Source organism: Streptomyces sp. NPDC026673, from assembly GCF_040638135.1.
GTDB lineage: Bacteria > Actinomycetota > Actinomycetes > Streptomycetales > Streptomycetaceae > Actinacidiphila.
On record NZ_JBEZXR010000008.1, the window covers coordinates 69,610 to 95,606 of the forward strand.

Below are 25,997 nucleotides of genomic sequence, written 5' to 3' on the forward strand. Positions count from 1 at the left end.
CGCGATAGGGAGCACGCTGGAAGGAGACACCGGTACCGCTGGAGGTGTTCCGTCATGCAGACCCTCGTCGGATGGCACATCGAGATGGACTTCCGGGAGGAGGGCGCCAAGACGCGGGCCGCCGCGCTGCTCCGCCTCCCGGACGGTACGGAGGTCAGGTCGCACGGGCTCGCCAACCGGCACCCCTCCGACCCCGAGCAGGAACGGGTGGGCGAGGAGCTCGCGGCGGCCCGGGCGCTCAACGACCTCGCCCGTCAGCTCCTCGGCAAGGCGGCGCACGAGATCGAGGAAGTCACCCACATGCCCGCGCACCCCAGGATCTGAGCGCCGTGCGGGGCCGCCCGGCGGGGGCGGCCCCTCACAGCCAGCCGCGCCGCTTGAAGACCAGGTAGAGGCTGACGCAGACCATGCCCATCAGCAGGATCGCGAAGGGGTACCCGAGCAGCCAGTGCAGCTCCGGCATGTGGTCGAAGTTCATGCCGTAGATCGTGCCGACGAGCGTGGGCGCGAAGAGGATGGCGGCCCAGGCGGAGATCTTCTTGATCTCCTCGTTCTGCTCGAAGCCCGCCTCCGCCAGCGCGCGCATCTCGGCGTTCTGCTGCTGCGCGACGAGCGTCGCGTTGAGGGTGAGCAGGTCGCCGAGCGCCTGCCGGAAGCCGTCGACGCGTTCGATGGTGTGCGTGACGTGGTCGGCGACGTCGCGCAGATAGCGCTGCAGCTCCTCGCCGGTGCCGTACTTCTCGAAGCCCGCCTGCAGGCCCTCCAGCATGGGGGTGAGCGGGCGGGTGGCGCGCTGGAACTCCAGCACCTCCTGGGAGAGCTCGTAGATCCGGCGGGAGACCTGCGGGTCGCCGCCGAAGACCTGGATCTCGCTCTCCTCCATGTCCTTCTCGACCCCCGCGACGACCGGCGCGTAGCCGTCGACGACCGTGTCGAGTATCGCGTAGAGCACCGCCTCGGGCCCGAGCGTGAGCAGTTCGGGGTTGCCCTCCATGCGGCGGCGCACGGCGGACAGGTCGGGCGCGGCGCCGTGGCGGACGGTCAGCACGAAGCCGGGGCCGACGAAGATGTGCAGCTCGGCGAAGTCGACCTCCTCCGGAGCGTCCAGGTACCGGGCGGCGCGGAGCACGACGAAGAGGGTCTCGCCGTAGCGCTCCAGCTTGGGGCGCTGGTGGGCCTGGATGGCGTCCTCCAGGGCCAGCGGATGCAGGTCGAACTCCTTCGCCAGGGAGACCAGCTCGGCCTCGCTCGGGCGGTAGAGCCCGATCCACGCCATCGCGCCGGGCTCGGCGCGCAGTTGCGCGTACGCCTCCGCGAGCGAGGCGGGCGTCGAGATGCGGCGGCCGTCGCGGTACAGGGCCGCGTCCATCACGCTGCTCACGGTCACGGCGGCCGTGTCCGCGATCCGCGGTTCCAGGGGGAGGCCCTCCGTTCCGGCCGGCGGCGCCGAGGGCGCGACGGGGCCGGCGGACCTCGCCGTCCTGGACCTCTCCTTCGCCGAGTTCCTCAGTGCGCGCAGCGTGCGCAGTCGACGCCCGGACACCGGCGGCACCCCCCTTCTTCGGGCCTTGCGAGCAGCGTAGCCCGAGCGCGCCGGGGAACGGCCGGGGCCGCACCGCACCGGGTCCCCGGGGCCCGGAATGCGGGCCCCGGGCCCGGGGGTTGCGCGGGCCCGGGCGGTCGCGGGCGCGGGGCGGGCGGCTGCCCCGAGCCGGCGCGGCCCGGGGCCGGTCAGGCGTCCGGGCCGGGGCTCCCGTCGCGGCCTGCGCCGCGCCCGTACGCGTCCAGGATGCGGCCGATCGCGCGCTCGAAGTAGGCGTCCATGTCCACCGCCGGCCCCGCGTTCGCGAGCGCCGCGGCCACGCGAGGGTACGCGCCCCCGCCGATCCGGTCCGTCAGGTACGCCATGCGCGCCGCCTGCTCCTCCAGCGGCGTCCACGGCAGTGCCCGGGCGCGCTCCTCCATGGCCACCTCGTTGCTCACGTACGTCATGACGGCGCCGTGGACCATCGCGAGCAGTTCCATCTTGGTGGCGTCGTCCTCGTCGAGCCCCTCCAGGGCGGCGAGGCAGTGCTCCAGGTAACGCAGCCCGTTGGGGCTGAAGCCGTGGACGGAGGTGTACAGCCGCGGCACCCACGGGTGGCGGCGCAGCAGGTCGCGACTGGCCCGGGCCAGTGCCATCAGGTCCGCGCGCCAGTCGCCGGAGTGCCGCTCCGGCAGCTCGTACTCGCCGGTGACGGCGTCGACCATCAGCTCGTGCAGATCCTCCTTGCGCGGCACGTAGTTGTAGAGCGACATCGTGCCCGCCCCGATCTCGGCCGCCACGCGCCGCATCGACACCGCGTCGATGCCCTCGGCGTCGGCGATCCGCACCGCCGCCGCGGCGATCTCGGTTCGGCTGTGGGCGGGCCGCGGGCCCCTGGCCGCCCGTTCCGGGCGGGTCCAGATCACCTCGGGGGCGGCGGGTCGCCCGGTGCTGGCTGGCATCGATCATCACCTCGTCCACCATGGTAGTTACGTACGGCGTACGGAGTGGGGTATGGTGTCGCGCATGGAAACCACGTACGCTGTACTGAGTGAGGGTCTGGAGAAGGGCTTCGGCGGTGTGCGCGCCGTGCGCGGGCTCGATCTGGCGGTGCCCGCGGGGAGCGTCTGCGGTCTGCTCGGGCCGAACGGGGCGGGGAAGACCACGGCGATGCGGCTGCTGACCACGTCGCTCGTCCCCGACGCGGGCACCGCGCGGGTCGCCGGGCACGACGTGGTGCGGGAGCCGGCCGCGGTGCGCCGCGCCATCGGCGTCACCGGTCAGGAGACCGCGCTGGACGAGGAGCTGTCCGGCCGGGAGAACCTGCGACTGTTCGCCCGGCTGCAACGGCTGCGCGGCGCCCCCGGCCGGGCGCGGGCCGACGAACTCCTCGCCGGGGCCGGTCTGGAGGAAGCCGCCGACCGGCCCGTGCGCGGCTACTCCGGCGGCATGCGGCGGCGTCTCGACCTCGCGGTGAGCCTGCTCGCCCGGCCCCGGGTGCTCTTCCTCGACGAGCCCACCACCGGGCTCGACCCGACCGCGCGGGAGGGCGTCTGGCGGGCGGTGCGCGCGCTCGCCGACGAGGGCACGACGGTGCTGCTGACCACGCAGTATCTGGAGGAGGCCGACCGGCTCGCCGACGACATCGCCCTGGTGGACGGGGGCCGGGTCACCGCCCGTGGCACCCCGGCCGAGCTCAAGGCCCGCATCGGCTCCTCCGCGGAGGTCGTGGTGGGCGAGGCCGGAGCGGTGGCCGGCGCGGCCGTCGTGCTGCGGTCGCTGACGGGCGCGGAGCCGGTGCTGGACCACGAGCGGCGCACGGTCGGCGTGGTGAGCGACGACCCGGCGCTCACGCTGCCGCGCATCGTCCTCGCCCTGGACGCGGCCGGCGTCCCGCTGGTGGACGCGAGCCTGCGGCCGCCCACCCTCGACGAGGTGTTCCACCGGCTGACCGGGGACGCCGTCGTCGGCACCACGAACCCCGATCCCGCGAAGGAGAACGCCGCATGACCACGCTCGCGCACGGAAGGGCCGTCGGGGCCGCGGCCGACGGATGGGCGATGCTCGGCCGCCATCTGCTGAGGGTGCGCCGGGCTCCCGGGCTGTTCGTCCTCACCCAGGCCATGCCGCTGATGCTGCTCCTCTTCTTCGGCTATGTCTTCGGCAGCGCGCTCACCCTCCCCGGGGACGGCGGGTACCGCTCCTACCTCCTGCCGGGGCTGTTCACCGCCGTCGCCGCCGGTGGGCTCATGACCGGGATGATGCAGGCCGCGCAGGACGCGCAGCGCGGGGTGGCCGACCGCTTCCGCACCCTGCCGATCAGCAGGGCCGCGGTGCCGCTCGGCCAGGCCGCCGCCGATGTGCTCGTCACCGCCGCCGGGCTGGTCCCGCTCGCCCTGGTCGGGTGGGCGGTGGGCTGGCGCGTCGAGGCGGGCCCGGGCCCGGTGCTCGGCGCGTACGGCCTGCTGCTGCTCTTCCGGTTCGCCATGTGCTGGGCCGGGATCCACCTCGGGCTGCTGCTGCGCGACGAGGAGGCGGCGGCCCAGCTCGGCAGCGCCACCTTCGTCCTGCAACTCGTCTCCGGCGCCTACGTCCCCACGTCGGGCATGACGGGCTGGCTGCGCGCCGTCGCCGAGTGGAATCCGCTCAGCGCGGTGGCCGCCGCCTGCCGCGGGTTCTTCGGCGGACCGGCCGCCGGGCTCGCCGACGTCCCGGGCGCGGCGTGGCCGATGACCCACCCGGTCGCGGCCTCCACGGGGTGGTCGCTGGCGCTGCTCGCGGTCTTCGTCCCCCTGGCGATACGGCGGCACGCACGCGGCGGGCGCTGACCGGGGCCGACGAGTAACCTGATTCGCGGGGGCCGCGGGGGCCGTACTCCGGAGGTCTAGATGGACGACCCGGTGCTCGTCGGCCGGTCTCTCCTCGCGCCGCTCTTCCCCGCGGGGGCAGTCGGCCGGCTCGTCCGTACCAGGGCGCCCGGGGGCGGCATCGGAGCCGGACCAGGGGAGATGATCGACTTTTTCCAGGACCCGTCCTCGCCGGGCACGCACCCGCAGCCGCTCGCCCTCCCCTCCCGCGCCGGGCACGATCCCGGGCCCACCGCCACCGGCGTGTTCCCGCGCATCCCGTGATGCCGTGAGGGGCGTTCGCCGAGTGGGAAGAACGGTGAGCGGAGCGTAACGTTGCGGGCGGATACGGAGTGGCTGGCCATGGGGACACCCGAGGAACGCGTGGACGCGGGCGTGGCGGACGCCGTCACGCTGCTGCTGGACGCCGAGGGGCGGCTGCTGAGCTGGCCTCCGGCCGCCGAGCGGCTGCTCGGCCGGCGGGCCGCCGACGTCCTGGGTGCCCCCGCGGTGGACCTGCTCGCCCCGGAGGACGCGGGGCGGCCGCAGGAGATCGCCGAGCGCTGCCGCGCCGAGGGCGGCTGGACGGGTGTGCTGCGCCTGCGCCGTGACGACGGGATGCGGGTCACGCTGGGCGTGCGGGTGGCCGGGCTGCCGGAGGACATCGGCGTCTCGCCCGTGCGCTGGATGGTGCTGGCCGCGGAGTCCGGCCGTACCGCTCGGTCCGCCGGGTCGCGGATGACCCCGGCGATGCTGGAACGGATCGCCGGCCAGACACCGATCGGGCTGGCCGTGGTCGACACCGAACTGCGCTGCGTGTGGGCGAACGCCGCGCTGGAGCGCTTCGGCGGCGGTCCCTTCCAGGAGCGGCTGGGACGCCGGCTCGGGGAGATCCAGCCGGGCCTGAACGCCACGGTCCTGGAGGCGCAGATGTGCCAGGTCCTGGAGACGGGCGTGCCGGTGATCGACTACGAGCACGTCGGCCGCTTCCGCACCGACCCGCGCCGCGAGCAGGCGCACTCGATGTCCTTCGTGCGGCTGGAGGACGAACGCGGCGTCCCGGTGGGCGTCTGCTACTCCGTGGTCGACATCAGCGACCGCTGGCGGGCCAGGCGGCGGCTTTCCCTGCTCGACCGGGCCAGCGAGCACATCGGCCGCACCCTCGACGTCATGCACACCGCGCAGGACCTGGCGGACGTGGTCGTGCCCGACCTCGCCGACTATGTCGCCGTCGAGTTGCTGGAGTCGGTCATCAAGGGCGCCGAGCCGCAGCCCGGCCCGCTGGGCGACGCCGTCGCCGTGCCGCTGCGCCGGGCCGGGATGCGGGCGGCCCGCCAGGGTGAGCCCGAGCCGGCGTTCGGCATCGGGGCCGTCTCCGCCTACCGGGAGGACACCCCGCCCATCCGGTGCCTGACCGACGGCAGCTCCTGGCTGAGCCCGCGACTGGATCCGCTGGAACCGGAGTGGGGCGCCCGGCTGCCGGCCGGCCGCTCGCACCACTTCGGCGAACTCGGGCTGCACACCGCGATGGTGGTGCCGATCCGCGCCCGCGGGGTGACCCTCGGTGTGACGCTCTTCTTCCGGCTGCGCCGCGCCGACCCCTTCGACGGGGAGGACCTGAGGCTCGCGGAGGAGGTCGTGGCCAGGGCCGCGGTCTGCCTGGACAACGCGCGCCGCTACACACGCGAGCGGGACGCGGCGCTCGTCCTGCAGCAGAGCCTGCTGCCGCACACCTTCCCGCCCCAGGACGCGGTCGAGGTCGCCACCTACTACCGGCCGGCCGACGAGTTGTCGGGGGTCGGCGGCGACTGGTTCGACGTCATCCCGCTGTCCGGGGCGAGGGTCGCGCTCGTGGTGGGCGAGGTGGTCGGCCACGGCATCGAGGCGGCCGCGACGATGGGCCAGCTGCGCACGGCGGTGCGGACCCTGGCCGATCTGGACCTGCCGCCGGAGGAACTGCTGGCGCACCTGGACGACCTGGTCGTCCAGGTCGCCCGGGAGGCCGGGGAGACCGCCACCGTCGGGGTCGGCGGCAGCGCGCTCGGGTCGAGCTGCCTCTATGTGACATACGACCCGGTCAGCCGGCACTGCGTCATGGCCAGCGCCGGCCACCTGCCGCCCGCGGTGCTGCGGCCGGCCGGCGACGGGTGCGGCTCCGGCGGCGGGGAGGCCGTCCGCTTCCCCGAGCTCCCGGTCGGCCCCGCGCTGGGCCTGGGCGGACTGCCCTTCGAGGCCGCCGATCTGAAGCTGGACGAGGGCAGTGTCCTCGCGCTGTACACGGACGGTCTGGTCGCCCCGGCGGAGGGCGCGAGCGAGACGCAGGACAGCGGACGGAGCCGGCTGCGGGCCGCCCTGGAGGCCGAGGACCTCCCGCTGGACGCGCTGTGCCGCGGCGTCGTGGACGAACTGGCCCCCGCCCGTCCGCACGACGACGTGGCGCTGCTGCTGGCCAGGACCCGCTGCCTGGACATCGGCCGGGTCGCGTCCTGGGACCTGCCCGCCGATCCCGCGATCGTGGGCCGGGCCCGGGAGATGTCCACCCGTCAGCTGGAGGCCTGGGGGCTGGGCGATCTCGCCTTCACCACCGAACTCGTCGTCAGCGAGCTGGTCACCAACGCGATCCGGCACGGTTCCGGTCCCATCCGGCTCCGGCTGATCCTGGAACGCGCCCTCATCTGCGAGGTCTCGGACGCCAGCAGCACCTCGCCGCATCTGCGGCATCCGCGCACCACCGACGAGGGCGGTCGCGGGCTCTTCCTCATCTCGCAGTTCGCCCAGCGGTGGGGCACCCGCTACACGGACGACGGAAAGATCATCTGGGCGGAGCAGTTCCTCGACGGTCACGGCCCCGAGGTCGGGCTCAGCATCGGCATCGACACGGTCACGGTGGGCGAACCGGCCTGACGCCGCTTCCGGCCCTCCGTACCCCTCCCTCCGCGCGGCGCTCGCCGTGCTTTTTCGTTCACCCGTACGCCCGGTGACGGTCGGTGGGGGTGGTTCTCACGCCGAGGGGTCCGAGATGGTCCAGACCTATTGACCGCATGGTCCAGACCTTTCTACCCTGCCAGTGAACTGTGGTGGGCATGACATGGACGTCAACCGCCCACCAGGCGGCACTGGTTTCCCCGTCGGCCCCCCACTCGAGGAGCACCCCTTGAGCACTGGAGACACCCCACGCACTCCACGCACCAGACGCATCAGGACCACAGCCGCCGCGGGGCTCACCGCGCTGCTGCTCCCGTTCGCCGCGCTCGTCGGCCTGGCCACCCCCGCCCATGCCGCGGGAACCACCGCCACGTACACCAAGACCCAGGACTGGGGAACGGGGTTCGAGGGCAAGTGGACGGTCACCAACAGCGGTACCTCGGCCATCAGTAGCTGGACCGTCGAGTGGGACTTCCCCGCCGGCACCTCCGTGACCTCGGCCTGGGACGCCGACGTGACCGGCTCCGGCAACCACTGGACCGCCAAGAACAAGAGCTGGAACGGCACGCTGGCCCCGGGCGCCAGCGTCAGCTTCGGCTTCAACGGAACCGGTGGCGGCAGCCCCAGCGGCTGCAAGCTCAACGGCGGTTCCTGCACCGGCGGCGGAGGCGACCCGACCCCGACCCCGACGCCCACCCCCACTCCGACGCCCACGCCGACCCCGACGCCGACCCCGACTCCGACCGGTCCCGCGGGCAGCAAGATCCGCCTCGGCTACTTCGCCGAGTGGGGCGTCTACGGCCGCAACTACCACGTCAAGAACCTGGTGACCTCCGGCTCGGCGAGCAAGCTGACCCACATCAACTACGCCTTCGGCAACGTCACCAACGGCCAGTGCGCGATCGGCGACTCCTACGCCGACTACGACAAGGCCTACACCGCCGACCAGAGCGTCGACGGCGTCGCCGACACCTGGGACACCGGGGCGCTGCGCGGCAGCTTCAACCAGCTCCGCAAGCTGAAGAAGATGTACCCGAACATCAAGATTCTCTGGTCCTTCGGCGGCTGGACCTGGTCCGGCGGCTTCGGCCAGGCCGCCGCCAACCCGACGGCCTTCGCCAACTCCTGCTACAACCTGGTGGAGGACCCGCGCTGGGCCGATGTCTTCGACGGCATCGACATCGACTGGGAGTACCCCAACGCCTGCGGTCTGTCCTGCGACACCAGCGGGGCCTCGTCCTTCAAGACCCTGATGTCCGCGCTGCGCACCAGGTTCGGCTCCAACAACCTGGTCACCGCGGCCATCACCGCCGACGGCACCAACGGCGGCAAGATCGACGCCGCCGACTACGCGGGTGCCGCCCAGTACGTCAACTACTACAACGTGATGACGTACGACTACTTCGGCGCCTTCGACGCGGACGGCCCGACGGCCCCGCACTCCCCGCTCACCTCCTACAGCGGCATCCCGATCGCCGGCTTCTACTCCGACGCGGCGATCCAGAAGCTGAAGAGCAAGGGCATCGCGTCGAACAAGCTCAACCTGGGCATCGGCTTCTACGGGCGCGGCTGGACCGGCGTCACGCAGTCGGCCCCGGGCGGTTCCGCGACCGGTGCCGCTCCCGGCACGTACGAGGCGGGCAACGAGGACTACAAGGTCCTCAAGAACACCTGCCCGGCCACCGGCACCGTGGCGGGGACCGCGTACGCGCACTGCGGCAACAACTGGTGGAGCTACGACACCCCGTCGACCATCGCGGGCAAGATGACCTACGTGAAGAACCAGGGCCTCGGCGGTGCGTTCTTCTGGGAGTTCAGCGGCGACACGAGCAACGGTGAGCTGATCACCGCGATCAACAACGGTCTGAGCTAGGCGTCGGGAGCCGGGCCGTACGGGCCGGAGGGGCGGGGTCGTGACCGTCTCTCCGGCCCGGTCCGTCCGGGTTCCCGTGCGGTCGGCGGCCGGTGGTCCTCAGCTGTCGCAGCGGGCGCCGTCGAGCGTGAAGGCGGTGGGCGCGGAGGCGGTGCCCTGCCGGGTGCCGACGAGCCCGAAGGTCACTGAATCGCCCGCCCGCACCGTCCGGTTGTACTCCTTGGCCCGGGCGGTGACCGTCCCGCCGCGCTGGGAGAAGTCGGCGTCCCACATCTGCGTCACCCGCCGGCCGTCGGAGTAGGTCCAGCCGACGGTCCAGTCGCGGAGGTCCACGCGGGAGGTGAGCGTGACCGTGGCCTGGAAGCCGTCGTACCACTGCTCGACCACGTCGTAGGCGATCGTGCAGGACGGCGCCGGATTCTCCGTGGCGTGGTGCGGGGGCTTCGCGGACCCTCCGGTGCCGGCGTCGTCCGAGGCGTCACCATCGGCGGCCGGGATCGTGTGCTCGGCGGCGGAGGGCTCGATCTCCTCGGGGAACCGCGCGTCCCCCGGGGCATCCGGCGCGCCGGACGCGCCCGGGGTGGGCAGCGGGGGGAAGCCGGGTCCTCCGGGAGCGGCGCCGTCCTTGCCGCCCTGCGCCGTCGGCGCGGCCTCGGCGGACTGCGGTGCGGAGTCGTCGGCGGTGACCAGGACGGTCAGGCAGACCACGGCGGCGAGCAGCGCGACCGCGGCCGCGACGGCCCCCCTGCCGCCGGGTACGCGGTTCCTCGACCGGGCGGTACGCGAGCTACGCGAGGTCCGCGCGGCACGCCGGGACCGGGGCGGCGCGACGGCGGCCTGTCCGGCCGCCCGGCGCCGGGCCTCCAGATAGGCCGGGCCCGCCCAGCCGAGTACCCCTTCGGCCAGCGCCTCGCCCAGTGCTCCCCCGTGCGGCGCCAGGCACACGGCCGTGCGCGCGCAGTCGGCACACCGGCCCAGGTGCCGGCGCAGATCCTCCGGCGCCGCCTCGTCCGGCATCCGGCTGGCCGCGTCCAGCAGCCCGGCGTACCCCTGGCACTCCTCGGAGGGGGGTTCCTCCTGGTGGGAACGGAGGCAGCGGTCCCGGAAGTCGTCGCGGGCCCGGTCGATCTCCCGCTGCGCCGCGGTGACGTCGACGCCGAGCGCGCGGGCGGTCGCCGCCGTGGGGCGGCACTCCACCTCCGTGAACCACAGCAGCGCGGCGTCCGGCTCCGTCATGTGCCGCAGTCCGCGCAGGGCAGGCGGCTCGGGGCGGGTGGCCCTGCCCCGGCGCGCGGCGCGTTCCGCGTTGAGCCAGATGCGGAACTCCGGCTGCAGGCTGTCCCCCTCGCCCCGGGCCTGCCAGTCCGCGGCGGTGTCCCGTACGGCGGTCAGCAGCAACGGCAGCGCCGGCAGCCCCGGTACGAACGCGGGGTCCATCGCGCCGGGCGCCTGGTCCAGGCCCCGGTCGAAGGCGTCGGCGGCCAGACGTCCGCCGTCCTCGGGGGTGAGCGTGCACAGCTGGGCGAAGCACAGCGCTTCCGCCCAGTACTCGGACAGCGGTACGGCCTCGGGGACCGGGGCTGCGGCAGTCATCGGGCGGAGAACCAACCCTTCGGCGTCGGGAGGCGGCTGCGCCTGCGCCTTGTGGTGCCGGGAGCCTTTCACGGTTTCCACACAAGTGGCAAGGCGCGACTTCGTTTGCCGATGGGGTAGTTGGGGCGTGAGCGGGACTGTGCGGTTCTGCTCCTACGTGACCGGCGCCGATCAGTCCCGGTGGACGAAGCGGGCGGTGACCGAGAGGGTCGCGGCGCCCTTGATCATGCCCATCCGGTTCCACGTGAGCCCGAAGTCGGCCCGGTCGACGAGTGCTTCGACGGCGAGCACGACGGTTTCGGCGGAGGAGGTCTCGACGCGGCCGGTGAGGGTGACCGGACGGGTGTTGCCGCGGACGGTCAGTTCGCCGTCGGCGGAGAGGGCGCCGTCGGTGCCGGCGGTGACCCGGTGGGCGGTGAAGACGATCGACGGGTGGGCGGCGGCGTCGAGGAAGTCGGCGGAGCGCAGGTGGGTGTCGCGCTGCTTGTTCCCGGTGTCCAGCGATGCGGCGCCCACGGTGAGGGTGCCCTGCGCGGTGCCGTCGGCGGCGAGTTCGCCCGTGCCGCCGACCTCGCCGAACGTGCCCTTCACGGTGGCCATGCCCCACATCGTGCGGTGGGCGAGCCGTACGGCCGAGCCCGTGGGGTCGAGGGTCCAGGTGCCCGTGCGCAGCCCGGTGGGGGTGGTCGTCGAGTCGGTCATGGGATACCGCACCCTTCGGTAGCTCAATAGCTCGCCAGATATTAAGTAGCCAGTTAGACAATAGCTGGCGTTGGTACCCTGGGCAATGTGACGGCGGAGATCCACGCGGAGACGGACGGCCGGTGCCCGGACACCGCCGACCTGCACCTGCTCGCGCGATGGGACGCGCTCCAGTCGGGCTTCCGGCGGATCACGGACCAGTTGCTGGCGGACGTCGAGGCACGCTCGGGGCTGGCCCCGTCCTCGTTCCAGGCGCTGTGGTTCCTGATGACCACGCCGGAGCGGTCGGCGCCCATGTACCGGCTCGCGGGCACGCTGGGCTTCACTACGGCGGGCACCACCAAGGTCGCCGACCGCCTCACGGAGGCGGGGCTCATCGAACGCCGCCCCTGCCGGGAGGACCGGCGCGTCACCCTGGCGGTGCTGACCGAACGCGGCCTTCAGGTGGCGATGACGGCGGCGCTCACCCTGGCCGACGCGCTGCGCGAGCGCGTGGTGGGGCCCCTCGGCGGCGCGGAGCGCTTCGACGCCCTTACGGACGCGGTCACCGCGGTCGACCCGGAGCCGCCGTCCGGGCCCCCGTGCGGGGGCTGAGACCGGGAAGCGGGGCTCAGGCCCGGACGGTCACCGAGCGGGGGTCGAAGCCGTAGGGGAGTTCGAGGCGGTGGGCGCGCATCAGGGCCTCGTCGGAGAGGAGTTCCTGGGTGCCACCGTCGGCGACGACGGTGCCGCCGCTGAGGACGACCGAACGCGGGCACAGCTCCAGGGCGTACGGCAGGTCGTGGGTGACCATCAGCACCGTGACGTCCAGCGAGCGCAGGATGTCGGCGAGTTCGCGGCGGGAGGCGGGGTCCAGATTGGAGGAGGGCTCGTCCAGGACGAGGATCTCCGGCTCCATGGCGAGGACGGTCGCCACCGCCACGCGGCGGCGCTGGCCGAACGAGAGGTGGTGCGGGGGCCGGTCGGCGAAGTCGGCCATGCCGACCCGCTCCAGCGCCTTGCGGACGCAGGCCTCCAGCTCGGCACCGCGCATGCCCGCCGCGGCCGGGCCGAAGGCGACGTCCTCGCGGACGGTGGGCATGAAGAGCTGGTCGTCCGGGTCCTGGAAGACGATGCCGACCCGGCGCCTGACCTCCGCCACGTTCTTGCGCTCGCCGACCGGGAGACCGGCGACGGTCACGGAGCCCGCGCCGGCCTCGAGGATGCCGTTGAGGTGCAGCACGAGGGTGGTCTTGCCGGCGCCGTTGGGGCCGAGGAGGGCGACCCGCTCGCCGCGCGCGATGGTCAGGTCGACGCCGAACAGCGCCTGGTGGCCGTCGGGATAGGCGTAGGCGAGGCCCTTGACCTCGAGCGAAGGAGTCACAGGAACCATCCCATCAGGCAGACCGGCAGCGCGGCGGCCGGGAGCGCGGCCGCGTACGACCACTGGGCGCGCGAGGCGGTGACGTCGTCGATCACCGGCATGCTGCCGGCGTAGCCGCGGCTGACCATGGCCAGGTGTACGCGTTCGCCGCGCTCGTACGAGCGGATGAAGAGGGCACCCGCGGACTTGGCGAGCACCCCCCAGTGGCGCGGGCCCCGCGCCTCGAAGCCACGTGAGGCGCGGGCGATGCGCATGCGGCGCATCTCGTCGGTGATGACGTCCCCGTACCGGATCATGAACGAGGCGATCTGCACCAGCAGCGCGGGCAGCCGCAACCGCTGCAGGCCGAGGATGAGTTCGCGCAACTCGGTGGTGGAGGCCAGCAGCACGGAGGCGGCGACGCCGAGGGTGCCCTTGGCCAGGATGTTCCAGGCGCCCCACAGGCCGTGCACGCTGAGGGACAGACCCAGCACCTCGGTGCGCGGTCCCTCGGCGACGAACGGCATGAGGAAGGCGAAGGCGACGAACGGCACCTCGATCAGCAGCCGCCGCAGGAGGAAACCGGCCGGGACGCGGGCCACGGCGGCGACCGTGGCCAGCAGTACGGCGTACAGGCCGAAGGCCCACACCGCGGTGTGCGGTGTGGACACGACGACCAGGACGAAGCAGAAGACCGCGGCGATCTTGCACTGCGGGGGCAGCCTGTGGACCGGCGAGTGCCCGTGCCGGTAGAGCCGGTGGGCGTGCCCCGCTCCCACGGCTAGCTCTCGTCCGTCCGCGGGCGGCGGCGGACGAGCCAGAAGACCCCGGTGCCGAGCGCGAGGGTGGCGCCGACGCCGATCACACCGGCCAGGCCGCCGGACAGCCGGGGGTCGCCGACGTCCTTGGCCTGGTAGTCCGCCAGCGGGGAGTCCTTGGCGGCGTGGTCCTCGGCCTTCTTGTCGATGCCGTGGTCCGCGGCGACCTTCTCCAGGCCGTCCGGGCTGGCGGAGGCGTAGTAGCTGACGAATCCGGCGAGCACCAGGGCGGCGATCAGGCCGGCGATCCACAGCGGCCGTATGCCGCCGCGCTTGGGGGTGGTGGTCACGGCCGCCATCAGACGGTCGCCTCCTTGAGCTCCAGCGGGCGGCGCAGGTCACGGGCGCCGTGGACGAGGTCGGGGCGGACGGCGATGACGGCGCCCACCGTCGCCGCGGTGATCACCGCCTCGCCGATGCCGATCAGGACGTGCACACCGACCATGGCGGTGAAGACCTTGCCGAGCGACACGTCGGCCGTCCCGCCCAGCGCGTAGATCCCGGTGAAGGCGACCGCCGCGGCCGGGACGGAGATCAGCGCCGCGACGAAGGCCGCGCCCGTCACCCCGCCGCGTCCGTTCGGCAGCACCTTGACCAGTCCGCGGAAGAGGGCGTAGGCGACGATCACGGTCACGATCGCCATGTCGGTGATGTTCACGCCGAGCGCGGTGAGGCCGCCGTCGGCGAAGAGCAGGCCCTGGATGAGCAGGACGACGGACACGCACAGCACCCCTGTATAGGGGCCGACGAGTATCGCCGCGAGCGCGCCGCCGAGGAGGTGGCCGCTGGTGCCCGCGGCCACGGGGAAGTTGAGCATCTGGACGGCGAAGATGAACGCCGAGACGAGTCCGGCCAGTGGTGCGGTGCGCTCGTCGAGTTCGCGCTGCGCGCCGCGCAGGCTGACCGCGACGGCTGCGGCCGCGACTGCGCCGGTCGCCACCGACACCGGGGTGTCGATGAATCCGTCGGGTACGTGCATGGAGGGCTCCGCTCCGGGGTTGGCGTGGGCGTGGACGTGGGCGAAATGGAACGCTCAATCATAGAGTCTTATTGCGACATGTTTGCAAGAGCCTGACCAAAGCTGGCGCGCATTGACGGCATGTGTCCGTCGCCTCTTCACCCGCGCTTCATCGGCGATTTCCGGCCGTTGTCCGGCCGTTGTCCGGCCGGCGTCGCGCTCGTTCGCCTCCTCGCGGGACCCCGTCCTCCGGCCGCTCAGACCAGCGGCCGTCCCGCCCGCAGATTCCAGCGGCCGGACCGCCCGCTGAATTCCGTGACCGTCAGCGGGGGCACGTCGATCCGCCAGAAGGACGCCTCGGGCGCGCCCAGGGCCCGTACCGCGCAGGCGCGGACGATCTCCGGTTCGACGACGGCGAGCACCCGGCCCGGCGTCGCGGCGAGTCCTTCGAGCCATGCCCCGACGCGGGCGCACAGATCGCGCAGCGACTCGGCGTCGTGCGGCGCGGCGTCCGGGTCGGAGAGCCAGGCGGCGACGGCCTCCGGCTCCTCGGCGCTCACTTCGGCCAGGGTCCGTCCCCGCCAGCGTCCCAGCGCCCATCCGGCGGGGGCCGACTCCTCGGCCGCGAGGCCGAGCGACTCGGCGGTCGCACGGCAGCGCACGGTGGGTGAGACGAGCACCGCCGCCGCGGAGGGCAGGGAACCGGCCGAGGCGCGGGCGGCCTCCAGCGCGTGCGCGTCCGGCGGCACGTCGTCGTCGAAACGGGCCTCGCGCAGCGCCGCGTTCACCACCGGTGAGATCAACATCACCCGGGTCGTCATGCGTCCTCCTCGCTCCCCGGCGACCGCTCGGAATCGCCGACTGCCGCTGCGCGCCCGGCCGATCGGCCGTCCGGACGCGGCTCCCGCGCATGCCGGGGCGCCCACACGCGCCCTTGGCCGGATGGCCGGATCGCGGTACCGTCACGACGACATTCACGACGACACGGCGGAAGTCCGGTGCAAATCCGGCACGGTCGCGCCACTGTAAGCCCGGTACAGCGCCAGGCAAGTCAGACCCGCAGTCGTCCGACAGAGCTCCACCGACCGGGACGCGAGTTCCCACCAGGAGGTCATGCCATGGCGCAGTCCGCCGCCCCGCCGGCCGTCGCCCCTTCCGCCACCCCCGTGGCCCTGCCGATCCGGGCGATCCTGCCCTGGGCGGTCTTCTTCGGCGTCCTGATGCTGGTCCTGCTCTACTTCGTGGGCGCCGAGCAGGGGGCCACGTCCCTGCTGTCCGGCGAGAACGTCCACGAGTGGCTGCACGACGGACGCCACCTGCTCGGCTTCCCCTGCCACTGACAGGGGCGCCGCACCGATGAACCCCGCCACCCCCGTCAACTCGGTCACCGTCAGACAGTTGCTGCTCCGGGGCATGCTGGCCGGCCTCGCCGCCGGCGTGCTCGCCCTGGTCGTCGCCTACCTGCTGGGCGAGTCCCGGGTCGACGCCGCCATCGCGTTCGAGGAGTCGCACGCCCACGAGCACGGCGGCGCCGAACCGGTCAGCCGGGCCCTGCAGTCCACCGCCGGGCTCGCCACCGGCCTCCTCGTGTACGGCGTGGCGCTGGGCGGCATCGCCGCCCTCGCCTACTGCTTCGCCCTCGGGCGGATCGGCCGCTTCGGCCCGCGGCCGACGGCGCTGCTGCTGTCGGCGGCCGCGCTGATCGCGGTCTACGTCGTGCCCTTCCTGAAGTACCCGGCCAACCCGCCGGCCGTCGGCGACCCCGACACCATCGGCAAACGCACCACGCTGTACTTCCTGATGATGGTGCTCAGCGTGCTGCTCGCGGTCGCCACCGTGATCCTCGGCAAGCGCCTCGCGCCGCGCCTGGGCAACTGGTACGCGACCGTGGCCGCCGGTGGCTTCTTCGTCCTGGCCGTGGGGCTCGCGTACGCGTTCCTGCCCGCGATCAACGAGGTGCCGGAGCACTTCCCGGCGGCCCTGCTGTGGCAGTTCCGCCTGGCGGCGCTGGCGATCCAGCTGACGCTGTGGACCTCCTTCGGGCTGGTCTTCGGCCATCTGGCCGGACGCCTGCTGGACCCGGCCCCGGCCGGTGCCGCCACCGGGCGCGACACCCTGGGCGCCGGAACGGCCGCCTCCGTCTAGGCGTTCGCGCACGGCGGACCGAAACGCCCGTACGACGCTCAGCGCGTCGTGCGGGCTTTTCCGTGCGCGGCGATGAGCGTGTGCAGCCGGTCCGCCGCGGCGCGGCCGAAGGCCGGGTCGTTGATGTGCGTGTCGTACTCGGAGAGTTCCACCCGGCTGCCGCGCAGTTCCTCGCGCAGGGTGCGGAACAGGACGCCGTCCACGGCGCGGTCGTGGTAGAGCCCGCCCGGGGCCCCGAGGGTGGACAGCCCGCGCAGCGGCAGCAGGAGCGTGGCCGGGCCGGTGGCCGCGCGCAGCTTCGCGGCGACCTGGCGGCCGAGTTCGGCGCACTCGGCGGCGGAGGTGCGGATCACGGTGACCGACGGGTTGTGGACGTGGACGTGGCGGGCCCTGAAGCGGTCCGGCAGCGAGGCGAGCGGGCCGAACTTGACCATGTCCAGCGCTCCGGGACTCACCACCTGGGGCAGGCCCGCACGGCCCGCCGCGCGCAGCCGGTCGGGTCCGGCGCCGAAGGCCCCGCCGACCAGGTCGTCGGCGAGCTCGCTGAGCGTCAGGTCCAGCACGCCGCTGAACAGGCCCTCCCCCACGAGCGCCTCCAGGGAGCGGCCGCCGGAGCCCACGGAGTGGAAGACCAGTACCTCGTAGCCGAGTTCGGTGAGCCGTGCGCGGGCGGCGTCGACCCCCGGGGTCGTCACCCCCGCCATGCTCGCCGCCACCAGCGGCCGGTCCCCCGCCGGGGCCGCGGTCGTGCCGGCGAAGCCCCTGGCCATTCCGGCGATGGCGTCCGCGGCGTTGGCCAGGATCGGCGCCGACACCCGGTTGACGCCCGCGATGTCGACGACGCTGTACATCATGGCGATGTCGGTGGAGCCGACATAGGGGGAGACGTCGCCCGCGGCCATCGAGGAGACCATCAGCTTCGGCACGCCGAGCGGGAGCGCCCGCATCGCGCGGGTCGCGATCGAGGTGCCGCCGCTGCCGCCGATGGCCAGGACGCCGTGCAGCCGCCCCTCGCCGTGCAGCCGGCGCACCACGCGCGCCGCGCCCTCGGCCATGACGCTCACCGCGGCGCCCCGGTCGCCCGCCTTGCGCAGGCGTTCGGCGTCCGCCCCCACCGCGCCCGCCACGACGGTGCGCGGGATGTCCGGGGTCACCAGGGGTTCGCCGGCGACGCCCGCGTCGATGAGCACGACCTCGACCGCGTGGCGCAGCAGGCGGTCCCGCAGCCAGCCGTACTCCGTACCCTTGGTGTCCAGCGTCCCCAGCAGCGCAACCACCGGCATGGAGCCCAGTGTTGGGGGAAGCCGCCCGGGTGACAAGGCCTCAGGCCGGGAGCACGGGGCGCAGCAGCAGGAGCGCGGTGTCGTCGGTGCGGTCGAGGGCCGGGCCGTCGTGGTGGACGAGGACCTCGGCGAGGTCGTCGAGCGGGAGCCGGCCGCGCGAGGACAGGACGACGGCCAGCGCGGCGATGGCCTCGTCCAGGTCCCGGCCCGGGGTCTCGATCAGGCCGTCCGTGTACAGCGCGAGCACCGCGCCGCGGGGCAGGGCCAGCGTGGTGGTGGGGTATTCGGCGCGCGGGTCGATGCCGAGCAGCAGTCCGGGCGGCTGGGCCAGGATGTCGGTGCGGCCGTCGGGGAGGCGCAGCAGGGCCGGCGGATGGCCCGCGGACGCCAGCCTCAGGACGCCTTCCGCGAGCTGGACGTGGGCGTAGAGGCAACTGGTGAAGAGCCCGGTGTCGAGTTCGTCGAGCAGCCGGTTGGTGCGGGAGAGCACCTGGTCGGGGGAGGCGCCCGCGGTGGCGTGCGCGTGCACGGCGGTGCGTACCTGGCCCATCAGCGCGGCGGCGTTGACGTTGTGTCCCTGGACGTCGCCGATGACGGCGGCGACGCAGGTGTCGTTCAGCCGGATCAGGTCGTAGAAGTCGCCGCCGACCTCCATGCCGCTGCTGGTCGCCGGCAGATAGCGGGCGGCGACCTCCAGGCCGGGCACCGAGGGCAGGGTGTGCGGCAGCAGCCCGGACTGCAGGCTGTGCGCGAGCTGGTGCTTGGCGTCGTAGATCCGCGCCCGGTCCAGGGCCTGGGCGATCAGCCCGCTGAGCGAGGTCAGGGCGGCCCGCTCATCGGCGGGGAAGGAGCGCTGACGTGCGAACGCCAGGACGCAGGCGCCCACCGGGCGGCCGGAGGCGATCAGCGGCAGGAAGGCCCATGCCGCCATGTCCGACAGCAGCTCCAGGCCCTGGTAGGCCCGGACGAGGTCCTCGGGGGAGCTGTAGAAGCTGGGGACGCCGGTGGTCAGCGCCCTGGTCGCCGGGAGGTGCGCGGTGAGCGCGGTGCCGTCCAGGGCCGCCATGGCCTCGGGCCGGTAGCCGCGGTCGCCGATGACGCGGAGCCGCCCGCCCTCCGCGACGCACAGCACGAAGGCGTCGGCGCCGATGGCGGCCGGGAACATCTCGGCGACCAGGCGGACGACGTCGTCGACGCCGACGGCCTCGGTGAGGGCCGTCGCCAGGTGCATGAGGTGGTAGATCGCCCCGATGCGGATCGGCACGGCGGATTCGTCGTAGGACGCGGCCCGCGGGCCGGGATGGTCGTGGGCGTCGGCGGGGGAGATGCGCACGCTGACGCCGGTCGCGTCCGGGTAGAGCTGGACGAGCAGCCAGTGGTCGGGCGGCCGCAGAGCCGTGAAGGAGACGGGCTGCCCGCTGAGCACGGCGGCGCGGTAGCGGTCCTCGTGGGCGGGGTCACGCAGCCAGTGCAGGCTTTCCCACGGCAGCGTGCCCACGAGCCGGTCGACGGGAAGGCCGACGAGCTCGGCCGCCCGGGGGCTGACGTAGGAGATCCGTCCGTCGAAGTCGAGCGCGCAGGCGCCCTCGGGGAGCCGCCGGGCCCAGTCCGCCGCCGCCAGTGCCTCGTCCGGGCCCACCGGAGCCGCCCGCGAGGAGCGCAGCACCCGCGGCTCGGGTCCCGGCATGATCGCCTCGCCGCTCGCCTCGGCACGCATGAGCTGGTCGGCGAGGCAGTCGCAGGCGTGCCCGACCAGCGCGCGCTCCTCGGGCGACGCCTCCGCGGGGCGGGGGTGGGACCAGATGAGCAGGAGGCTGCCGCGCGCGGCCTCGCCGTCCATGACGGGGGCGGGACCAGGGCCAGGTCGTACGGCATCACCAGGGCCGTGCGCGGATAGCGGTCGGCCAGTTCCTCCCGGGAGCCGACCCGGATCACGTGGCCCTCGCGTATGGCGTCGCCGATCGGGGTCGCACGCTCCAGGGGGAGACGGGACCAGGGTGCCGACAGCTCCCGCGGCGCCCCCGTGACGACCTCCAGGCCCAGCACCCGCCCTCCGGGCATGAGCAGGAAGACAGCGCCGACATGGGCACCCGTCTCGCGCACCACTTGGGCGAGCGCCTGGTCCAGCAGCTCCCGCGCGGGGGCAGTCACCACCATGTGTGGCTCCACCATCGGGCCGACAACCACCTCTATGTGGACGATACGCCTGTCCTCGGCCCCTCCTCTCGTCAGACGGCCTCCCGCCCCGGCGCCTCGGCCTGTGCCCGCCGCCGTTCCGTCGGGTCGGCGGGCCGGGTCAGCGCGCCGGGGTGGTCGCCGTGGTGCCGATGGCGCTGCCGGCCTGGTCGGCGAGGGTGACGGCGACCAGGCGGGCCTGGCGGGAGGGGACCGCCCCGGGGGTCGGCCGCATCATGAAGCGGCCGTGGAAGCGCCCGTTGTGGAAGACGCGGAGCTCGACCTCCTCGTCCGGCAGACCCAGTACGTCCGCGTCCCAGGGCCGGCGGCCCCGCAGCACGGTGCCGTCCTGCTCCAGCCGCGGCGGGTGCCCGACCAGGGTGCCGTACTCGAACCGGCAGCCGCGCAGCTGGAGCAGGCTGACCAGCTGGTCGCGCACATGCTCCACCACGACGTAGGGGGACACCGCGTCCTGGGCCAGTCGCGCCGTCTCGTGGATGCGGGTGAGGTGGTCGGCGTCGGTGACGGCCACGACCGCGAGCCGCCTGGTGCGCGCCGCGAGCCGGGAGACGGCCAGGGCGACGACGAGCAGCAGCGCCGCCGTCGCCATGTCGCCCGGGCCGCTGATGGCGAAGCGCTCGTAGGGCCGGGTGAAGAAGAAGTCGAACCAGACGGCCGCGGACAGCGCGGCGAGCGCCCCGGCGCGGCGGCTGCCGAGGACGGCCACCGCCACGACCGCGACCACCAGCACCAGGGCCACGTGCGTGTTCGACACCTGGGCGCGGAAGGGCACCAGCGCCAGGCATGCCAGCGGCGGCAGGAGCAGCGCGGCGGGCAGGGCGAGCCCGGCCGGGTGGGGGACGGGGAAGGAAGAGCGAGTCATGACCATCGCCTCCGTATGAGGGGCCCGCCGCGGCCCCGGGGTCACCGCAGCGGCGCGGCGGCGTGCAGGGGCAGCCGCCAGGCGTTGCGGCGGTGCACGTCCTCGAGGACCTCGTGGAGCGGGGAGCGGGGCACGGCGAGCACCGGGCAGCCCGCGTGGACGAGGCAGTGCCGGGCCACCGACGGGGTCAGCAGCCGGCGCAGCCGGCCGCGCCGTCCGGCCCCGACCACCAGTACGTCGTCCGGGCGGTCCGCGACATGGGTCAGCGCCCATCCCGCGGGGCCGCGGACGACCAGGGCGCGGACCGCGAGGTCCGCCGGGAGGCCGCCGAAGGCGGACTCCAACGAGTCGACCAGCTGCCGCCGGGCCCGGTCCTGCCATTCGCGCAGCAGCGGCGGGCAGGGGGAGCGCCGGTAGGCGAACTCCCCGCCCGGCGGTTCCCAGGCGAGGACGGTGACCAGTACGGCGCCCGTACGGCGTGCCTCGGCGGCGGCGTGGTGCAGCGCCGTGAGGCTGCCCAGCGAGCCGCTGACCCCCACGACCACGCGGTGGTTTCCGGCGTCTTCCATGCCTTCCATGGAAGACCCGGGCGCGCCGCGCGCGGGCCGTGTTGTCGCGGTCTTGTCGCCGGACGGCGCACTCCTGACGCCGTCCTGACCCGCCGGGTCTCAGGCCGGATAGGCGTGCGTCTGGGCCGCCTTGACGGTGGCCCAGACCTCGGCGCCGGGGTGCAGCCCGAGTTCGGCGGTGGCCACGGCGGTCAGATCGGCGGCGAGCGGGAGTTCGCCGGTGACGTCCACGCGGATCTGGTCGCCGTGCGATTCCAGGCCGGCCACCCGGCCCTGCCAAAGGTTTCGGGCGCTCGATCCGGTGGGGCGGTCCCGGTGGAGGGTAACGGCCCCAGGCGGGAAGGCCACGAAGGCGGGGCCGGACAGCTTCTCGGTGGTGGTGATGGCCGGTCCGCCGTCGATCCGTACGGTGTGCCCCTCGGCCCGGCCCCGGTAGAGGTTGAGGCCGACGAGGTGCGCGATGTAGTCGGTGCGCGGACGGCGGGCGATCTCGGCGGGGGTGCCCTCCTGCACGGAGCCGCCGTGCTCGATGACCACCAGCCGGTCCGCCAGCACCATGGCGTCCAGCGGGTCGTGCGTGACCAGGACGGCCACCGCCTCGAAGTCCGCCAGGTGGCGGCGGAGCCGGGAGCGCACCTCCAGGCGGGTGCGGGCGTCCAGCGCGGCCAGCGGCTCGTCCAGGAGGAGCAGCCGGGGCCGGGTGGCCAGCGCCCGGGCGAGGGCGACGCGCTGCGCCTGGCCGCCGGAGAGCCGGCGGGGCCGGGCGGCGGCGTGCTCGGCCAGGCCCATCCGCTCCAGCCAGGCCGCGGCCTCGGCGCGGGCCCGCGCCTTGGGAACGCCCTGGCAGCGCGGGCCGAAGGCGACGTTGTCCAGCGCGGACAGGTGTGGGAAGAGCAGGTAGTCCTGGAAGACCACGCCGACGGGGCGGGTCTCGGGCGGTGTGCCGTCCAGGGCGGCGCCGTCCAGCCGCAGGTGGCCGGCGGTGAGCGGGGTCAGCCCGGCCAGGGCCCGCAGCGCGGTCGTCTTGCCCGCACCGTTGGGTCCGAGCAGGGCGAGCACCTCGCCGGGCGCGGCGGTGAGCGTCACATCGAGGCGGAAGCCGCCGCGGTCGACGACCAGCCGGGCGTCCAGGCCGTCGGTTTCCGGGCCACCGGTGGCCGGGGCCGCTTTGTCCGGGGAGGTCATGGCGTGGTCATCCAGCGGTCGCGCAGTCCGGCCAGGACCGCGATCGAGACGGCGAGCAGCACCAGGCTCAGCGCGATGGCGGCGGCCGGGTCGCTCTGCAGGGCGAGGTAGACGGCGAGCGGCATCGTCTGGGTACGGCCGGGGAAGTTGCCCGCGAAGGTGATGGTGGCGCCGAACTCGCCGAGCGCCCGCGCCCAGGCCAGGACGGCCCCGGCGGCGATGCCCGGGGCGATCAGCGGCAGCGTCACCCGGCGGAAGGCGGTGAAGCGGGAGGCGCCGAGGGTGGTGGCGGCCTCCTCGTACCGGGGATCGGCGGCCCGCAGGGTGCCCTCGACGCTGATGACCAGGAACGGCATCGCGACGAAGGCCTCGGCGACGACGACCCCCGCGGTGGTGAAGGGCAGCGTCACCCCGAACCACTGGTCCAGCCATCGCCCGGCGATGCCGTTGCGGCCGAGCGCCAGCAGCAGCGCGACACCGCCCACGACGGGCGGCAGCACCAGCGGCAGCGTCACCAGGGCGCGGACCAGCCCTCGCCCGGGGAACTCGGTACGGGCCAGCAGCCAGGCCAGGGGCACGCCCAGCACCAGCGTCACGGCGGTGGCGAGGGTGGCGCAGATCAGGGAGAGCCGCAGTGCCTGCCACACCCCGGGGCTGGTGAGCTGCGCGGGCAGTTCGCTCCACGGGGTGCGGATCAGCAGCCCGGCGAGCGGCAGCACCAGGAAGGCGAGGCCGAGCAGGGCGGGCAGCAGCAGCGGCAGGGGCACCGGGGAACGGTGCCCCTGCCGGCGGCCGGTGCGGCGCGGCCGGGACTCGACGAGTTCGGGCGCGCCGCCACTGGGTTCCGTCACGGGTTGAGGAAGCCCGCCTCGCCCAGCACCTTCCCGCCCTGGTCGGACCGGACCAGGGCGATGAAGGCCTTGGCGGCCTCGGCGTTGGGCGCGTCCTTGAGCAGGACGATCGGGTAGTCGTTGACGGCCCCGGCGGACTCGGGGAACTCCACGCCCTCCACCTTGCCGCCGGCGGCCTTCACATCGGTCTTGTAGACCACGGAGGCGTCGACCTCCTTCAGTTCCACCTTCGTCAGGGCGCTCTTGACGTCCTGCTCGTAGGAGACCGGGGTGAGCTTCAGACCGGCGGAGTCCAGCGCCTTCTGCGCCGCGGCGCCGCACGGCACCTCCTTGGCGCACAGGGCGACCTTGAGCCCGGACTTGGTGAGGTCCTTGAGGGTGGCGACGTCCTTCGGGTTGCCGGGGACGACCGCGATCTCCAGCTGGTTGCGCACGAAGGTCGCGGGCTCGCCGGCCGCGTCCTTCGCGTCGGTGACGATCTGCATCGTCTTGGGGGAGGCGGCGGCGAAGACGTCGGCGGGGGCACCGGAGGTGATGCTGGCGGCGAGCGCGTCGCTGCCGCCGAAGTTGAAGGTGACCTTGGTGCCCGGGTGGGCCGCCTCGAACTGCTTGCCCAGTTCGGTGAAGCTCTCCTTGAGGGAGGCGGCGGCGAAGACGGTGACCGTGCCCTTCAGGCCGCCCGCGGAGGACGCGCCCGCCGAGGACGAGGCGGAGGCGCCGGCGGAGTCGCCGGAGGACGAACAGGCGCTCAGGGCCAGCAGCACCGCGGTGCCTCCGACGGCCAGCTGAAGGGTCCGGCGGTGCGTGGGACGGGTCGTCACTGGGCTGCTCCTCCGAGTCTCTGTGGTCTCTCGACGACCACGTTGGTCGACTTGACGACGGCGACCGCCGGGACGCCGGGCTCGAGCTTCAGCTCCTCGGCCGACTCCCGGCTGATCATGGACACCACGCGGAACGGGCCGGCCTGGATCTCCACCTGCGCGGAGACGTCGCCGAGGATCACCTCGGTGACGATGCCCGAGAAGCGGTTGCGGGCCGAGGAGCCGGTGCGCTCGCGTTCCGTTCGGTTGAACTCGCGGGCGAACGCGGCCAGTTCGGGACCCTCGATGATCCGTCGCCCCTGCTCGTCGCGCTCCGCCCGCAGCCGCCCGCCGTCGACCCAGCGCCTGAGGGTGTCGGCGCTCACGCCCATCAATGCGGCTGCCTCGCCGATCCGGTAGGTGTGCATGCATCGATCATAGTGACGCAGATGCGAGTCGGAAGGCTCTTTCCAGATCTCATCAGCGGGATCTTTCGGCATGCAGGGTCGCATGTGCGTTTTCGTGGCCGCCGTGGGTGGGTACGGTCATGCGGGAGGTGGAAGCCCGTGACCGTGTCCGTTCCCGCGCCGCCGCCGAAGCTCGCCGGCTTCACGTTGAGCGGTGATCTCGCCCGTCCCGTGCCGCTGACGGTGCCCGACCTGTGGGGCTGGCCCCAGCACCGGGTCCGGGTGAGCTTCGAGTGCCAGACCAGCGGCGTGCAGCACCACCGTTTCGAGGGCCCGCTGCTGCACGAGGTGCTCTGCTCGGCCGGTCCGGCCTTCGACCCGGGCCGCCGCAAGGACCGGTTGCGCTTCCTCATCGCCGTCACCGGGGCGGACGGCCATCACGCGCTGCTGACCTGGGCCGAGATCGACCCGGACTTCGGACGGGCTCGCGTGCTGCTGGCCACCCGGATCGACGGGGCCCCGCTGGACGCGCACGGACCGCAGCTGGTGCTGCCCCAGGACCGCTGCGGCGCCCGGCACATCAGCGGGATCACCGCCATCAGGGTGGACGGCGGCTACGGCGGCGGCCCGGCCGCCACCCCGGCTCCGGCCCCGGCGGACGGACGCGGTGGGGGCGTCTGAGCAGGCACTACGATCGGCGGAATGCGACCTTCCCCCGCCGGCCTGGTCCGTGAGTTCCACACGGCCTTCGGCCTCGACGTACGCCCGCACCCGACCGAGATCACGCCGGAGCACGCCGCGCACCGGCAGGATCTGCTCGCCGAGGAGGTGGCCGAGGTCGCCGAGGCCTCCGAGGCCGGCCCCCTCGACCACCTCGCGCACGAACTGGCGGACGTCGTCTACGTCGCGTACGGCACCGCGCTGGTGCACGGCATCGACCTCGACGAGGTGATCGCCGAGATCCACCGCGCCAACATGAGCAAGCTCGGCCCCGAAGGCCGCCCGACCCTGCGGGCCGACGGCAAGGTCCTCAAGGGCGAGCACTACCGCGCCCCGGACGTCGCGTCGGTGCTCCGCGCCCAGGGGTGGACGCCCGCCGGGGAGTAAGAGGCCGCGC

General features: G+C 73.8%; 26 protein-coding genes, 1 pseudogene and 1 riboswitch. Of the genes and pseudogenes, 11 read left to right on the plus strand and 16 right to left on the minus strand.

Translation table 11 applies throughout. The features are described from left to right. The first annotated feature begins 54 nt into the window (after positions 1-54). Positions 55-324, plus strand: a complete 270-nt coding sequence (locus AB0F62_RS09145; protein WP_361794220.1) for a DUF1876 domain-containing protein — start codon at positions 55-57, stop codon at positions 322-324. A gap of 34 nt (positions 325-358) precedes the next feature. On the opposite strand, the gene AB0F62_RS09150 is transcribed toward AB0F62_RS09145, so the two are convergent. Together AB0F62_RS09150 and AB0F62_RS09155 are read right to left on the minus strand one after the other, a co-directional pair. Continuing rightward, positions 359-1,543: a magnesium and cobalt transport protein CorA gene (locus tag AB0F62_RS09150; RefSeq protein WP_361794223.1), complete on the minus strand. Its 1,185-nt coding sequence runs from the start codon at positions 1,541-1,543 to the stop codon at positions 359-361. Between the two features lie 188 nt (positions 1,544-1,731). Further along, complete coding sequence (locus AB0F62_RS09155; protein ID WP_361794226.1) at positions 1,732-2,487, minus strand: TetR/AcrR family transcriptional regulator C-terminal domain-containing protein; 756 nt, start codon at positions 2,485-2,487, stop codon at positions 1,732-1,734. A 64-nt stretch (positions 2,488-2,551) separates the two neighbouring features. On the opposite strand from AB0F62_RS09155, the gene AB0F62_RS09160 reads away from it, so the two are divergent. From AB0F62_RS09160 to AB0F62_RS09180, 5 genes are all read left to right on the plus strand, one after another. Beyond that, complete coding sequence (locus AB0F62_RS09160; RefSeq protein ID WP_361794228.1) at positions 2,552-3,535, plus strand: ATP-binding cassette domain-containing protein; 984 nt, start codon at positions 2,552-2,554, stop codon at positions 3,533-3,535. Then, a complete protein-coding gene (locus AB0F62_RS09165) occupies positions 3,532-4,353 on the plus strand; it encodes an ABC transporter permease (RefSeq protein WP_361794231.1) in 822 nt (273 codons plus the stop codon). Before AB0F62_RS09160 ends, AB0F62_RS09165 begins: the two co-directional genes overlap by 4 nt. Before the next feature lie 60 nt (positions 4,354-4,413). Then, positions 4,414-4,656: a hypothetical protein gene (locus tag AB0F62_RS09170; protein WP_361794234.1), complete on the plus strand. Its 243-nt coding sequence runs from the start codon at positions 4,414-4,416 to the stop codon at positions 4,654-4,656. Between the two features lie 78 nt (positions 4,657-4,734). After that, a complete protein-coding gene (locus tag AB0F62_RS09175; RefSeq protein ID WP_361794237.1) occupies positions 4,735-7,275 on the plus strand; it encodes a SpoIIE family protein phosphatase in 2,541 nt (846 codons plus the stop codon). A gap of 250 nt (positions 7,276-7,525) precedes the next feature. Further along, a complete protein-coding gene (locus AB0F62_RS09180) occupies positions 7,526-9,169 on the plus strand; it encodes a glycosyl hydrolase family 18 protein (protein ID WP_361794240.1) in 1,644 nt (547 codons plus the stop codon). Positions 9,170-9,268: 99 nt separating this feature from the next. Here AB0F62_RS09180 and AB0F62_RS09185 read toward each other — a convergent pair whose 3' ends face one another. Beyond that, entirely contained in the window at positions 9,269-10,762 is a 1,494-nt protein-coding gene (locus AB0F62_RS09185; RefSeq protein WP_361794243.1) for a cellulose-binding domain-containing protein, read from the minus strand. Positions 10,763-10,933: 171 nt separating this feature from the next. Further along, a complete protein-coding gene (locus AB0F62_RS09190; protein ID WP_361794246.1) occupies positions 10,934-11,464 on the minus strand; it encodes a YceI family protein in 531 nt (176 codons plus the stop codon). An 87-nt stretch (positions 11,465-11,551) separates the two neighbouring features. Between AB0F62_RS09190 and AB0F62_RS09195 the strand changes: the two genes are divergently transcribed. Beyond that, complete coding sequence (locus AB0F62_RS09195) at positions 11,552-12,058, plus strand: MarR family winged helix-turn-helix transcriptional regulator (RefSeq protein WP_361794249.1); 507 nt, start codon at positions 11,552-11,554, stop codon at positions 12,056-12,058. A 16-nt stretch (positions 12,059-12,074) separates the two neighbouring features. On the opposite strand, the gene AB0F62_RS09200 is transcribed toward AB0F62_RS09195, so the two are convergent. The 4 genes and pseudogenes from AB0F62_RS09200 to AB0F62_RS09215 form a co-directional block, all read right to left on the minus strand. Further along, positions 12,075-12,836: an ABC transporter ATP-binding protein gene (locus AB0F62_RS09200; protein WP_361794252.1), complete on the minus strand. Its 762-nt coding sequence runs from the start codon at positions 12,834-12,836 to the stop codon at positions 12,075-12,077. Next, positions 12,824-13,585 (minus strand): cobalt ECF transporter T component CbiQ, encoded by a 762-nt coding sequence (cbiQ, locus tag AB0F62_RS09205; RefSeq protein ID WP_361794255.1) that lies wholly within the window; start codon positions 13,583-13,585, stop codon positions 12,824-12,826. The genes AB0F62_RS09200 and cbiQ overlap by 13 nt, the downstream gene beginning before the upstream one ends. Positions 13,586-13,587: 2 nt before the next feature. Next, a pseudogene (locus tag AB0F62_RS09210) lies at positions 13,588-14,603 on the minus strand (energy-coupling factor ABC transporter permease). A gap of 236 nt (positions 14,604-14,839) precedes the next feature. Then, positions 14,840-15,403, minus strand: a complete 564-nt coding sequence (locus AB0F62_RS09215) for a histidine phosphatase family protein (protein ID WP_361794258.1) — start codon at positions 15,401-15,403, stop codon at positions 14,840-14,842. Positions 15,404-15,571: 168 nt separating this feature from the next. Beyond that, a riboswitch (cobalamin riboswitch) is annotated at positions 15,572-15,639 on the plus strand. A gap of 61 nt (positions 15,640-15,700) precedes the next feature. On the opposite strand from AB0F62_RS09215, the gene AB0F62_RS09220 reads away from it, so the two are divergent. Further along, positions 15,701-15,922 carry a CbtB-domain containing protein gene (locus tag AB0F62_RS09220; protein WP_361794261.1) on the plus strand — a complete coding sequence of 74 codons (222 nt, stop codon included), beginning with the start codon at positions 15,701-15,703 and terminating at the stop codon, positions 15,920-15,922. A 16-nt stretch (positions 15,923-15,938) separates the two neighbouring features. Then, complete coding sequence (locus AB0F62_RS09225; protein ID WP_361794264.1) at positions 15,939-16,727, plus strand: CbtA family protein; 789 nt, start codon at positions 15,939-15,941, stop codon at positions 16,725-16,727. A 38-nt stretch (positions 16,728-16,765) separates the two neighbouring features. Here AB0F62_RS09225 and AB0F62_RS09230 read toward each other — a convergent pair whose 3' ends face one another. The 8 genes from AB0F62_RS09230 to AB0F62_RS09265 form a co-directional block, all read right to left on the minus strand. Next, positions 16,766-18,010 carry a Tm-1-like ATP-binding domain-containing protein gene (locus tag AB0F62_RS09230; protein ID WP_361794267.1) on the minus strand — a complete coding sequence of 415 codons (1,245 nt, stop codon included), beginning with the start codon at positions 18,008-18,010 and terminating at the stop codon, positions 16,766-16,768. A 40-nt stretch (positions 18,011-18,050) separates the two neighbouring features. Beyond that, a complete protein-coding gene (locus AB0F62_RS09235) occupies positions 18,051-19,850 on the minus strand; it encodes a SpoIIE family protein phosphatase (protein WP_361794270.1) in 1,800 nt (599 codons plus the stop codon). A gap of 456 nt (positions 19,851-20,306) precedes the next feature. Beyond that, entirely contained in the window at positions 20,307-21,068 is a 762-nt protein-coding gene (locus AB0F62_RS09240) for a DUF4118 domain-containing protein (protein ID WP_361794273.1), read from the minus strand. Between the two features lie 41 nt (positions 21,069-21,109). Further along, positions 21,110-21,646: a universal stress protein gene (locus AB0F62_RS09245; protein WP_361794276.1), complete on the minus strand. Its 537-nt coding sequence runs from the start codon at positions 21,644-21,646 to the stop codon at positions 21,110-21,112. A gap of 90 nt (positions 21,647-21,736) precedes the next feature. Further along, positions 21,737-22,822: an ABC transporter ATP-binding protein gene (locus AB0F62_RS09250; RefSeq protein WP_361794279.1), complete on the minus strand. Its 1,086-nt coding sequence runs from the start codon at positions 22,820-22,822 to the stop codon at positions 21,737-21,739. Then, positions 22,819-23,673 (minus strand): molybdate ABC transporter permease subunit, encoded by an 855-nt coding sequence (gene modB / locus AB0F62_RS09255; protein WP_361794282.1) that lies wholly within the window; start codon positions 23,671-23,673, stop codon positions 22,819-22,821. Before modB ends, AB0F62_RS09250 begins: the two co-directional genes overlap by 4 nt. After that, complete coding sequence (modA, locus tag AB0F62_RS09260) at positions 23,670-24,494, minus strand: molybdate ABC transporter substrate-binding protein (RefSeq protein ID WP_361794285.1); 825 nt, start codon at positions 24,492-24,494, stop codon at positions 23,670-23,672. Before modA ends, modB begins: the two co-directional genes overlap by 4 nt. Further along, positions 24,491-24,901 (minus strand): TOBE domain-containing protein, encoded by a 411-nt coding sequence (locus AB0F62_RS09265; RefSeq protein ID WP_361794288.1) that lies wholly within the window; start codon positions 24,899-24,901, stop codon positions 24,491-24,493. Before AB0F62_RS09265 ends, modA begins: the two co-directional genes overlap by 4 nt. Before the next feature lie 138 nt (positions 24,902-25,039). On the opposite strand from AB0F62_RS09265, the gene AB0F62_RS09270 reads away from it, so the two are divergent. After that, positions 25,040-25,561: a molybdopterin-dependent oxidoreductase gene (locus AB0F62_RS09270; RefSeq protein ID WP_361794291.1), complete on the plus strand. Its 522-nt coding sequence runs from the start codon at positions 25,040-25,042 to the stop codon at positions 25,559-25,561. Between the two features lie 21 nt (positions 25,562-25,582). Beyond that, positions 25,583-25,987: a MazG nucleotide pyrophosphohydrolase domain-containing protein gene (locus AB0F62_RS09275; RefSeq protein WP_361794294.1), complete on the plus strand. Its 405-nt coding sequence runs from the start codon at positions 25,583-25,585 to the stop codon at positions 25,985-25,987. Positions 25,988-25,997 lie beyond the last annotated feature (10 nt).